Origin of the sequence: Acidaminococcus sp. (assembly GCA_022482815.1) — a bacterium.
Lineage (GTDB): Bacteria > Bacillota > Negativicutes > Acidaminococcales > Acidaminococcaceae > Acidaminococcus.
The window spans coordinates 1,374,660-1,387,251 of the sequence record JAKVOM010000001.1 but is presented as its reverse complement, the minus strand read 5'-3'; the positions used below and the strand labels follow the sequence as shown (position 1 = coordinate 1,387,251).

12 protein-coding genes are annotated in these 12,592 nt (G+C 45.1%); all 12 read right to left on the bottom strand.

Going from position 1 to position 12,592, the window contains the following annotated elements; translation table 11 throughout:
- Positions 1 to 10: 10 nt before the first annotated feature.
- Positions 11 to 1,207 (bottom strand): CoA transferase, encoded by a 1,197-nt coding sequence (locus LKE33_06110; GenBank protein ID MCH3950491.1) that lies wholly within the window; start codon positions 1,205 to 1,207, stop codon positions 11 to 13.
- Between the two features lie 85 nt (positions 1,208 to 1,292).
- Positions 1,293 to 2,150, bottom strand: a complete 858-nt coding sequence (locus LKE33_06105; GenBank protein MCH3950490.1) for a YitT family protein — start codon at positions 2,148 to 2,150, stop codon at positions 1,293 to 1,295.
- Positions 2,151 to 2,165: 15 nt separating this feature from the next.
- Entirely contained in the window at positions 2,166 to 2,705 is a 540-nt protein-coding gene (locus LKE33_06100; protein MCH3950489.1) for a 2-oxoacid:acceptor oxidoreductase family protein, read from the bottom strand.
- A complete protein-coding gene (locus LKE33_06095; protein MCH3950488.1) occupies positions 2,705 to 3,445 on the bottom strand; it encodes a thiamine pyrophosphate-dependent enzyme in 741 nt (246 codons plus the stop codon). The genes LKE33_06100 and LKE33_06095 overlap by 1 nt, the downstream gene beginning before the upstream one ends.
- A gap of 1 nt (position 3,446) precedes the next feature.
- Positions 3,447 to 4,532, bottom strand: coding sequence for a 3-methyl-2-oxobutanoate dehydrogenase subunit beta (locus LKE33_06090; protein MCH3950487.1), 1,086 nt, complete (start codon positions 4,530 to 4,532; stop codon positions 3,447 to 3,449).
- A gap of 20 nt (positions 4,533 to 4,552) precedes the next feature.
- Complete coding sequence (locus LKE33_06085) at positions 4,553 to 4,750, bottom strand: 4Fe-4S binding protein (GenBank protein ID MCH3950486.1); 198 nt, start codon at positions 4,748 to 4,750, stop codon at positions 4,553 to 4,555.
- Positions 4,751 to 4,830: 80 nt separating this feature from the next.
- Complete coding sequence (locus LKE33_06080) at positions 4,831 to 6,261, bottom strand: sodium:solute symporter family protein (protein ID MCH3950485.1); 1,431 nt, start codon at positions 6,259 to 6,261, stop codon at positions 4,831 to 4,833.
- 19 nt (positions 6,262 to 6,280) lie between these two features.
- A complete protein-coding gene (locus tag LKE33_06075) occupies positions 6,281 to 6,667 on the bottom strand; it encodes a RidA family protein (GenBank protein MCH3950484.1) in 387 nt (128 codons plus the stop codon).
- On the bottom strand, positions 6,668 to 7,669 hold the full coding sequence (locus LKE33_06070) for a sugar phosphate isomerase/epimerase (GenBank protein ID MCH3950483.1): 1,002 nt from the start codon (positions 7,667 to 7,669) through the stop codon (positions 6,668 to 6,670).
- Positions 7,670 to 8,129: 460 nt separating this feature from the next.
- Positions 8,130 to 8,918 (bottom strand): transporter substrate-binding domain-containing protein, encoded by a 789-nt coding sequence (locus tag LKE33_06065; GenBank protein MCH3950482.1) that lies wholly within the window; start codon positions 8,916 to 8,918, stop codon positions 8,130 to 8,132.
- A gap of 144 nt (positions 8,919 to 9,062) precedes the next feature.
- Positions 9,063 to 10,409: an MATE family efflux transporter gene (locus LKE33_06060; GenBank protein ID MCH3950481.1), complete on the bottom strand. Its 1,347-nt coding sequence runs from the start codon at positions 10,407 to 10,409 to the stop codon at positions 9,063 to 9,065.
- A gap of 138 nt (positions 10,410 to 10,547) precedes the next feature.
- Positions 10,548 to 12,584, bottom strand: a complete 2,037-nt coding sequence (locus tag LKE33_06055) for a sulfatase-like hydrolase/transferase (protein MCH3950480.1) — start codon at positions 12,582 to 12,584, stop codon at positions 10,548 to 10,550.
- Positions 12,585 to 12,592 lie beyond the last annotated feature (8 nt).

The following is a 12,592-nucleotide window of genomic DNA, read 5'->3' as shown; positions in this document are numbered from 1 at the left end:
AGAATGCTCGTTAAATTGCTCCTCTTTCGCGAACAGCTTCAATTTCGTCAGTTGACATTTGAAGATATTCCTTCAGAATCTTCTCTGTATGTTCTCCTACTGCCGGCGCCGGTCTTTCGGGGGCATCGATGCAGCCATGCATCTTGATAGGAGTTCCCGGGATTTCAATATCCTCCCCGATCCCTGGATCGTGGACCTTCCAGAGCATATTGCGGTCGCGCAGAACCTGCTGTTTGCAGACAGCATCCATTCTCAGAATCCGTCCAAAAGGAATATTGGCTCCAATGAACTTTGGTTCCAATTCATCGACGGTAAACCGGGTTGTCCATGCCGTAATAATCGGCTTTAATTCTGCATAATTGTCGAACCGGCCCTGATTTGTCGTAAACCGCGAATCCGCTTTCAGTTCCGGATTTTCCATAATGTCACAAAGGGCATTCCAAAAACGGTCGGTTCCACACGCCATTACAAAGCCACCGTCCTTAGCTTCGAACGAATCAAAAGGAGCAATGCCAGGATCCCGGTTGCCCATCGGCTCTGATACATGGCCGTTCAAGGTATATTCGACAACACCCGTTTCCAAAATGGAGAAAATCGTATCTAACATGGATACGTCTACACGCCTGCCAAGTCCGGTACGGCTCTTCTGATACAAAGCCATCACAATCCCAAGTGACAGGTAAGTGCCGGAATAGTTATCGGCAATTGCAGGGCCTACTTTGGTGAATTTTTCGCCGAAGCCAGTCATACTCATCATGCCGCCCATGGCCTGGGCGATGATGTCATAAGCAGGACGGGAAGCCATCTCCCCTTTCAGCCCAAAGCCGGAAATAGAGGCATAAATCAGCCCGGGGTTAATTTGCTTCAGGACGTCATACCCAAGTCCCAGTTTTTCCATAGTTCCGACCCGAAAATTTTCTACAACAACATCAACCTTTGCGACCAGCTTCTTAAAAATTTCCTTGCCTTCAGGTGTTTTCAGGTTCAAGGAAATACCATACTTATTCCGATTGATGTATGCGTAATAACCGCTGGCACCGTTTTTAAAAGGAGCCCAGAACCTGCTTTGATCTCCCTTGCCGGGGACTTCAACTTTAATAACCTCTGCCCCTTGATCAGCCAAATGCATAGTACAGAATGGACCGCTGTAAGCATGGGTTAAATCCAAAACACGCACACCAGAAAGGGGTTTATCTTGTAAATTCATAATTTTTCCTCCTGAGGAAATAAAAATGATTGATTTCTAAAAGAAAGCACTTAGAAGGAAAAGAGATCCCCCTAAGTGCTGCTATCTATTTCCCGACACCAAAAGTAAATGGTTTGCCGAGTGCTCCGAATGAATAGTCTACATTGACCGCAGCACAGACGGCATTTTCATCTGCTGCACTAACTATTTTTTTCATCTTGTCGTATTCCGACCGGTCTATGTAGCAGACAAAATCTTTATTTCTGGGAATTAAGTCTATTTTGCAATGCAGTTCGTCTTTCAGTCGACCTGCAACTTCTTCATATCTTTCGGAGTGGATGAAAGATATGATTTTCTGATTTGATGCATAAATGACTTTGTTATTGATAATCGAGCAAATATAAAGGTTAATTAAGGAGTAGAGCATCAGATTCCAATCCCTGAGGAGGAAGGAGCCAACCGTGATAATGATGAAATCACCAGCCATCAGGATGTAACCAATTTGTATGTGAGGGTGTTTGCGTACAATCAATCTACCAATGACGGTAGTTCCACCCGTGGTGGCTCCCACCTTCAGGATCATTCCGAGCCCAATGCCCATCAGGATTCCACCGAAAATGCTTGCCAGCATAAAATCAGTGGTCATTGGAGGAAGAAAGGCCAGATAATCCATCATGGCTGAAGTGCTCAAAATCGTAATCACCGTGTAGACCAACATCTTTTTACCGAGAAAAAACATAGCTACTAAGATAAGGGGGACGTTAATAGCTACGTTTACGGCCCCAATGGGAAAATGGAAAAGGGCTTTGACGATAACAGCAATTCCCGTTACACTGCCAGGAATAAGATGGATTCGGTCCATAAACAGCACAACTGATAAGGCGTAGAGGGCGCACCCTACCAAAAGGTAAGCCACTTCCCTGATATAAAGATTGGTTTTGGATTGATTCTTCACTTCAGCCATAGGATATCTTTCCTTTTATTTTTCAACAGATTTTTCAATACCCAGGTTGTAGCATTGAAGGTTGGACGGGGTATTTCTCTTCTTCTTTTCAAAGTAAGCGTTCAGACCTTCACCAAAGCTCTTCGGATCAAGCAGCTTGGTTGCTTTCATCATGGTGCCCAGCATAACCAAGTTAGCGCCTCTGGTGTTACCGACTTCATTGGCAATATCCGTAGCATCTACCGTAAAGACTTTTACGTTCTTCGGATATTCGATATCTTTTGCCATAAGGGAAGAATTGACGATGACATATCCGCCATCACGCACCTGACCAATGAACTTATGATAAGAAGGTTCATTCATTGCAAACAGGATGTCCAGTTTGGAAGGATAGGGACTACCAATTTCTTCATCTGAGATGACAATGCTGCAGCTGGCAGTACCACCACGCATCTCTGCGCCATATGAAGAAGTCCAGCAAATGTTTTTACCATGTTCAGCGGCTACGTTGATTAAAATCTTGCCAGCCGTCAAAATACCTTGTCCGCCGAATCCAGCTAAAATAATGTCAGCCATTATTTCTTACCTCCGCGATCAGTATAGATACCCAGTGGGAATACCTTTTCATTTTCTTCTTTAATTTTCTTCATGGCGTCGACCGGAGAAAGCTTCCAGTTGGTCGGGCACGGAGAAAGTACTTCAATCATTGAAAAGCCCTTGTTCTGCATCTGATTTTCAAAACCGTGTTTGATATATTTCTTGGTCTCCTCGATGTGCTTCACATCATACAGAGCACCACGAGCCAGGAATTCCACATCATAGTTTTGGAAAGATTTCAGCATATCTACCGGATGCCCCATTGTTTCAAGTTTACGGCCCTTCTTGCTGCTGACGGTACGGTCACCAACAAGGGTCGTAGCGAGGTTCATCTGGCCGCCGGTCATACCAAAAATGCCATTATTGACAACAATGACCGTAATCGGAATATCACGAACAGCTGCATATGTCGTCTCAGTCAGGCCAATAACATAGGAGCTGCCATCACCGGCATGAACATAAACGGTCTTATCGGGACGGACCTTTTTAATGCCCGTTGCCACCGATACAACTCTGCCATGAGGGCCAGCAATCGCATCATAGTTCAAAGCATCAAGAGACCATTCGGAACAAGCAATATCACAGCATTCAATGACCTGATCCTGCAGTCCAAGTTCTTGAATGGATTCAGCAATCAGGCGTTGGATAATCCCGTGGCCGCAGCCCCCGCAATATCCGACAGATTTGACGATTGCTTCCGGTTTCTTATAAGTAGCCACTTTACATTACCTCCATCGCTTCAACTTTACCCGCCAGGACATCCTTACAAAAATCAACAATGCCTTCCGTAGTAGGAATATTCACGGCCGTCAGATAACCATACAAAGGTTTGCTGTGCTTCATCGCAAGAAGAATATCTTCACCCATCTGGGAAGAAATACTCATTTCAACGGTAACGTATCCCTTAACGGAATCTGGCATTTTTTCAAATGCTTTTCTCGGATAAGGCCATACAGAAATCGGACGGATAAGACCAATCTTCATTCCGTTCTTACGAGCTTCACGAACGGCGGATTTGCAGACGCGAGAAGAAATGCCATAGGCAACGAGAACCAGTTCCGCATCTTTCGTTTCTACTTCTTCCCAACGCTGTTCGTTTTCAAACATTGCCTTATACTTTTCTCTCATCATCTTCGTATAAGCAGGATGACCAATTCGGTTCGTGTAATTGTTATGTTTTACATGTCTGCCATTTAATGGTCTGCCTTGCAGCGTCCATTCATCATATTGGTTAATGTCGTGTTCCTTCGGTTCAGGCAGCGTGCATTTTTCAATCATCTGGCTAATAGCACCATCACTCAGAATTTCAACAACGGTGCGGTACTTTTCGGCAAGATCAAAAGCTTCATAGGTCAACTGGGCACATTCATTAACAGAAGCCGGTGCCAATACAATTTGGCGGCTGTCGCCATGTCCGCCGCCCCGAGTAGAAACCCAGTAGGAATCCTGACCGGCAGTAATTTCACCATCACCAGTGCCATAACGCATAGCGTTCACCAGAACAGCAGGCAGGCAGTTGGACTGCAAATAAGAAATTTCTTCCTGTTTCAGATCAAAGCCTGGCCCGGAAGAACTGGACATAACGCGTGCACCAGCAGCAGAAGCTCCGAATAACATGCTCATACTGGCAATTTCATTTTCTCCCTGAATAAAGATGCCGCCGCGTTCTTCCATGTGATCAGACATGTATTCAAGGATTTCACTTTGCGGAGTAATTGGGTAACCGGCATAGAAACGGCAGCCAGCACGCAGGGCGGCCTCAGCAATCGCCTCATTGCCTTTCATCAATACGTAGTCTTTACTCATCTCGTTTTTCTCCTTTCAACTCACTCGATCGTAAATACGTTGTCCGGGCACATTTTGTAGCACATGCCGCAGCCAATGCACAATTCCTGGTCTACTTTAATGATTTCGTAGCCCTTCTTGTTGACAGTCGTCAAAGGGATAATGGCCTTTCTTGGGCATACACCCACACATAATCTGCATCCCTTGCACAATTCCGTATTGGTTGTTGCTTTTGCCATGACAGAAAACCTCCTTAGTTATAATTATGTCTATCATACTATTATTCTAATGTCCTACAATTTAATGTAAAAAAAACAATTTACTTAGATTCTACAGCGGACGTTTCTCCAACAGTCCCGCTGCCACGTGTCAGCAAACTTACAATGACTACCGTAATTCCGTTTAAACAGCTCCCAACTATAACCGGGTCAATGGTCCCGCCGAAGTGCAGGAACATATCCAGAATGGAAGAAACCATTCCGACCACCATGCCCGCCATAAGACCGTATTTTGTAACGCCTTTCCAGTACAACAAAAACACGAGAGGGAAAAACATACTGGAACCATACAAGGTAGAAGTGTAACTATACATTACCATGATTTTGGGAACGTACATTGCCATAATGATGGCTGCAATACTCCAGATAATCGTGAATACACGGGAAACCATCAAGACTTCGTGATCAGAAGCATCAGGCTTAAAGTAAGTGTATATATCGCTGCCCGTAATCTTTCCTGAGTTTTGTACCCAGATTACTGCTGTTGAAAGTACTACAGCAATCAGAGCTACGATAGAAAGTCCACGGATACCGGATGGAAAAATCTGAACAAATACATAAGTTAAAATTCCATCCGTATTCTCAACACCTGGAAAAACGCTTCTTAATGCCAATATGGAAAACACGATAATCCCAGGAATTACGAAGTATGAAATAATTCCCCCATACGATCCATTCCTTGCAGTCTTTGCGTCTTTTGCCGCTAACGTATTTCCTACATATGCAATATTGGTAGATGCCACAAAAGCAAACTTAACAAACATTCCTATAATAGCCGATGCTGAAATTCCCGTAAATAAGCTCAATGCCTTGGGGGGTAATACTGAAATGTTGTTAAATGCCTGCTCCACACCTCCTGCTGCCTTACAAGTAAACAGCGGCAAACAAATGACAAACACAATTCCCAGAATGAAAAAGTTGAAGGTTCCGCTATAGGCTGAAGAATAAAGACCGCCACGGAATACTGCGATAATCATCACGATGGAAAGAATGATAACCGCTACCTTATAATCAAGATTGATTCCAACCGTTGTAAAAACGGTATTAAACATATTGCCCAGACCAACGAGCTGAGAAGCCAGAGCCGGGACAGAAAATCCCAGGCAGGCCAGAGAAGCCACAAGACGGGTAGTACGTCCGCAAGCTTTTCCGAAAATATCGGCAATACTGGAAGCACCCGTTTCCCATACTCGCTTGGCCATGATAGCCAGGAGCAGCCAACCAGCATTCCAACCAATAATCTGCCAATACCCGCTGACGCCAATCGTATATACATCAGAGGCAAGGCCAATAGTTCCTACGGCTCCGATAGCCGCACCAGCCAGTGAACCAATCATTACGATCAGTCCAAGCCCATGATTTGCGGTCAAAAAATCGCTGGCATTTTTAACCTTGCTTGCTGCGTACCAGCCTACAGCTGCGAGAGCAACTACATATAGGGCTATGACTATGTAATCCAAACCTGTAAACATATTCTTTCTCCTTTAGCATTCACTCATCTATGTAGGCAGTAAGAATCATCTCAACCTTCACGCCAGGAAGAAGTTCTTTTGCAGCCACAGTCGCACGTGCCGGAAACGGCTTCTGCGTCAGGCATTCCTTGTAAGCTCGATTCATCTCGTCGAATTCGGAAAGGTCAGCCATAAACACAGTGACATTAACAAGATCGGCCAGAGAACCACCAGCTTTTTTCAAAAGGAGTTCCGTATTAGCAAAGATTTGTTTTGTCTGTTCATACACAGACTCCGGAAGTTTTCCTTCCTTGCCACAGGAACCGATCATGCCCGTATAGAAGAACTTATCTACTACAAGGGCTTCGGAGTAAGGGCCATAAGCGGGACCCAGATGCTCCTCATCATTGATTGCAAATTTTTTCATTTACATCCTCTCCTTTTCTTTTTCAAGTTCTCGAATCAAATTTTTATAATACAAAATACTCATTCTCATATTTTCCATTTGCTCCTGCATCAGTTTATCCAGCAGCGGTCCATCATATAAATAATAATCATTTGGCAGAACCTCATCAGCCGGTACAGGCGGTTCCTTAACAGCAAAAGTTCCCTTAAATTCACTTGTGCCGCCAGTCCCTCTTGGTCTGCTAAATCCGCCGGTATATAAGTAACCGCCTTCAATATTTAACCGCTGGATGCAGGTATCCTGCAGCAGTTTGCGAAGGATTGCCTTCTGATTCACACTGCCTTTACCAGTCATTGCGCCGGTAATTACAGGCTCATCCCCATTCATGCAAACCAGTACGTCCTTCATATGAGTTGCATTGACATACGGTGCAATCACATTTAACGCATCAAGAGGATCTTGCCACGCATTCAAATAATTGCCGGGATCAAATAAGATGCCCACCCAAGGGCTATTAATTTCATCCATAATAGCCTTCATTTCTTCTGCAGTTTCAAGTTCGTGGTTCTCCAATTGAAGAAAGATCCTTCTTTTCTTCAATTCAGGAATGATTTTCTTGATATCCTCGATTCCATGCCGGATATTTTCTATAGAAAAATCACCGCCCAATTTACTGTCACTGTAGGTAGAGGCATCACCCATAATAAAAGTCCGAATCCGTTCTGCCCCTAAAAACTCTGCTACAGAGAGAATATGACAAATGTGGTCATAATCAGTTCCCCGCGTATCGATTTCCACGTACAAATGGTACTTTCTTAAGAGATCTCTAATTTCTGTCAGATTTTCTGTTGTATCCTTACCGATAGTTCCCAACCCTTCGCGAAGGTTCTTTTTCTCTACCGTATTAAGAATGACACCATCATATCCAAATTCAGCAGCTTTCTTAATAAAGCCCTTTGCATCAATCCGTTTATTTTGGAAAAGCAAATGAACAATTTCTGTTTCGATGCCAAACTTCATCATCGGTCTCGCCTGCCTTTATTAGTGCTTGTTGTTTATTTGTTCAAACATCCTACATTTGAATTGTACTACTATATTATTTTGTCGTCAATATAAAGTTTTTAGACTTTTCCTACTATTTTTTCTCTTATCCAAATATATTTTTACACTTTATTGTTTTTCTCATTTCTTTTAGTTCATTAATTGTTAAATAGATACATATTTTTTCTTTTTCAGTTTATTAACTGATTTATAATTTTCTATTTAAAATATTGAACATAGAATGCTTCTTCCTAGTCGTATTGTACTTAATAACAGAAAATCTCCTCTGTCGTTTAAAGTAGGACAAATAGATGAGTTCGACCTGTTTTAACACTATTCTCTATTTCAGATGACCAGAAATGAAATAAAAATACCGTTGAAACAAGCTTTTCAGCAATGTTTCAACGGTATTTTTTATTCAGCCTTGCAGCAAAGACTGTTATTAATCAATATATTTCTTTTCGAGCTGATCCATGGTGCCATTTGTTTCCATTTCGGCCATGAAGAAGTTCACATAGTTCAGGAAGTCCTGGTCGCCTTTGGCCATCAGCGCACCGAAGCGGCTCTTTGTGAAAGGACTGTCAACCAGCGGTGCTGCCAGTTTATCATTGAGTTTCACGTATTTCCGGGCTTCCATCGTTTCCGTGATCATGATGTCCGCTTTACCGTCCCCGACAAGCCCCGGAATCTCGGCATTTTGCTCATGAACAAGAAGCGTTGCCTTCGGCAGGTTGGCCCGGGCGAATTTTTCATTCGTACCGCCGGGGTTTACCATGACTTTGACTTCCGGTTTATTGATATCAGCAAGGCTCTTGAATTTACCTGCGTCCTTGGCCCGGCAGAGAATGGTCTTACCAAAGAGCAGATAACCGTCGGACATCGTTAGAGTCCGTTCGCGGTCAAAGGTGCGGGTGATTCCGCACAGGGCCAAATCAAACTTGCCGTCTTTTGTATCCTGGGAGAGCGTCTTCCACGTCGTTGGAACGTACTCTACTTTTACATGCAGGGAATCAGCCAGCTTTTCAGCAAGCTCCGCATCAAAGCCTTCGTACTTGCCTGTGTCCTTATTCTTATAGGACATCGGGCGATAGTCCCCGGTTGTACCGACCCGGATGGTTCCGCGTGCCGCAATATCCTCCAACTTGCCGGCAAAGGCCGAGCCCATCGTTCCGAGCATCATGACTGCCGATAATACGACTGCCGTTCCACATTTCTTCCAGTTCAATTTCATAAAACTTTCCTCCCTTGCTTCTACACTACATTTTGCAGGATTTGTAATATACATTACAGTTTCTTGTTTTTCGTATATATATCATCCTGCATTTGTAATTTAGCGTAACAAATCAAGGCGAAAAATTCAAGTATTTTTAGCAAATTACCGATATTTTCTTTCGATATACCGCAGCCGCAGCGTCAGGAACAGGGCTGAAAAGAAGATACCGACAATAAGACCCACCCAGTATCCGTCCGGTCCAAAGTGAAAGATATTGTCCAGCATCAGCCCGCAAGGCAGGGAAATGAGCCAGTACGCGGCAAGAGAAGAGTAGAAGGTAGCTTTAACATCCTTGTAGCCGCGGAGCGTGCCCTGGATAGGAGCCGCTGCACTGTCGCACAACTGGAAGCAGACGGCAAACGTCAGGAAATGCTGAATGGGCTGCATCATGACAGGATCATGGGTATATAAGAGAGCGATAAGCGGCCGGCACAAGTACAAAAACACGGCAAAGGAAAAGCCGATCATAAAGTTGGTAATTCTGCCGGTCCGGGCGTACAGCCGGGCTGACGCATAATCCTTTGCTCCTACAAATGCCCCCACAATAATCGTCAGGGACAGGGAGAAACTAAGCGGTACCATGTAGAGCAGGTTCGTAAAGCTCATAGCTGCCTGATTGGCTGCCACGGCGATGGTTCCGAATTTGGAAACAAAAAGACACTCCACACCGAAGATGCTGGTTTCGAGAAAAATGGAAACACCCATCGGAATGCCGACCCGCAAATGCTCATGAATGTGACTCAGGGAAAAACCGCTGCTGCGAAACACATGAAAAGCTTTAAAAACGGAAAGCCGATTGACTAAATAAGCAAAGCTTAAAAAGAGCAGCCAGCACGTAATCGCCGTGCCCACGCCCGCTCCGGCGCCGCCCATCTGCGGAAGGCCCAGTTTGCCAAAGATAAAGAGATAATTCAAGAAGCAGTTTACCGGCATTGTCAGCAAAAAGAGCCGCATTGTAATGTGCGTGTATCCCATTGTATCCACGAAAGAACGCAGGATACTGGCACCAAAAAGGGGCAAAATGCCGCACGCCACATAGCTTAAATACGTGAAAGCGATTTCGTGCACGTCCGGGGCCAGGCTCATCAAAGACAGCACATCGTCAAGTTTCAGGATACCTGCCATAATCGTAAAAACGGCCAGACACACGGCCATCACAAGACCGCTGAAGACAGCGCCGGATATTTTCGAAAAAGCTTTGGCACCGCGATAATTGGCAACGATGGGAGTCAATGCCTGCAAAATTCCATTCAGTCCTGTAAAAATAGGCATCCAGATATTGGCTCCGATAGCCACACCGGCAAGGTCGGCAGTGCCGGCATGTCCGGACATAATTGTATCAGACAGATTCATTCCATTAATGGCAAGTTGGGTAATAAGTACAGGCACCATGACGCGGAGGATGCGTTTCAGGCGTCCCTTGAAAGTTTGTGGCTGAGTTAATGGCATGAAGGATCTCCTTTCTTTCTCACGCAAAAAAAAAGAAGCCCTTCCGATGGGTGGTCCCACCAGAACGGCTCCTCCCTTATATCGTTATGAATCAACGGAAAAACAAATGAGATTTTTCCTCTTTACAAGATGTCGCCCTTAACGGGGCGGTGTATACTTCAGATGACGCTCGATGTAATTATACATGATATAGTTGGCAATTGCATCCTTTTCTTCCATATCGGGTACTGCTTCATCAAGCGTTGAAATTACATTCAAGTCGGCGGAATAATAATAGGCTTTTCCGCCAAAATACCCCAGAGCATATGGGTGCTCTGCCGGCTGCAGCAAGTTGCGCCCCATGAACTCTTCCGGAACCGGAAGCGACAGCAGGGCAAGCAATGTCGGCGCCAGGTCTTCCTGGCTGGCGTAATCGGTACTTTCAAGCGTTTTCAGAGGCTCCAGGTTTTTGCTGACAAAAATCAGAGGGATAGGTGCAACACTTTGTTTATCCTGCGCTTTTTCCACCAGCTTTTTATATTCGCCGCCGGAATGCGGATTGTGGTCACTCGTGATAATAAACAAGGTACGCTCATCCATAAAGCCCTCTTTTTCAGCTTCCTCAAAGAAGTGCTTCAATGTCTGGTCTACCCAGTACATACCGCAGACTGTCGCGGTTCCCTGGTCACGCACTTTCTCAGGCATATCTTCATAGCCGATGCCATAATACGGGTACGGCTGGTGCATATCCAGCGTCTTGGTCACGAGGAAAAATTTACTTCCGCGATTTGCTTCAAGGAATTTCAGTGTCGCGTCGTACATCACATCATTATGGAAACCCCATCCGCTGGCTCCCGTATATCCCATCTTCCCCAGGTCTTCCTTTGCAAGGTACGTATCCATGCCGAATTGTTTCGGATATTCCCGATACTCGTTGTTATAATACCGGCTCGAAGCACTGAGAAAAGTTCCCGGATAATCAAACAGGGACAAAGAACGGAACAAGGAAGGCTGATGCTCGCCCGGCAAATCTCCGTCGTAAATAAGCTGGGAACGGAAAGTCGCATTGAGGCCCTGTGTTGTCGGGACAGCCGACGAATAATAGTGATCCATGTGAGGATACTTTGCCACGAGGGAGTCAAGATAAGGCGTTGTTTCCGCCGGAATCACCGGATTGTAGTAATGGATATAGTCACGGTGCACTGATTCGAGGATCAGCATAACCACACGGTCATAGGCCGGCTTTTTCCGAAGAACGGCTTCCTGTTTCGGCAGGATACCGAGTCTGGTCAGCACACGGACATCTTTCTCCGTGAGTTCCCGCTTCTTGTATTCGCTCGGATCATGGACAACTTTATCTGTCTTAAAAAGAGCCTTCTGCACAAAGTTCACGTTAATCGGGTAAACAATGCCGTCGCGAGTCACTTTACGGGTCTTTTCAAGTTCGCCTTCGATATCAATATCCGGTGCGGTAATCAGCGCCTGATACACAGCCTCACGGCAGAGAAGATATGTCAGGTTCAGTCCCAATCCGAACATCACGACACACAAGAGGGACCATGGCAAGTTTGGTTTCTTCTTGTGCGGCCGCGTAACCCGGAAAAGAGCGGCCAGCACGACAAGCAGCACAGCGAAGAGACCTATTTTCCAAGGCTCCGTTGTAGACAGAATTCCCTTAGCCGCGTAATAATTCAGATTCTCAAAGAGCACACTTTCAATGTGCATGGATGTATTCCAGAAATAGACCGCATCACCAAGCATAATGAAACCGGTTGCGAAATAAATCAGGAAATAAAGAACCTTCATCCCCTTGTTGGGCCAGTGATGATAACACATCGCCGTAACAAGGACAATAACGATATTATTAAAAAGCCCGGCCAGGACGGACAAAGTTGTCATAAAACCCCAGTCCATCTCGATGTACGTCACCATGAACCAGGCATCCAGCAGGTACATAATGCCGATGACGACGACCGGGAAATAGCGTTTTGCCCGGTCACGAATCCGGCCTCTTCTGGAATACAGCAGCAGCCCTACCCCAATCAGCAAGACGTCCCGCAAAAAAGCATTCAGCGTCTTATACCAAAATTCCGACCAGGGGAAAGGAACAATCTCCTGCAGAAAATTCCAGGCCATCCCGTACTCCACGCCAAAACAAATCAGTACGAGAAGCGCAGCAATAAGCTTAATCTTCACAGCAAACC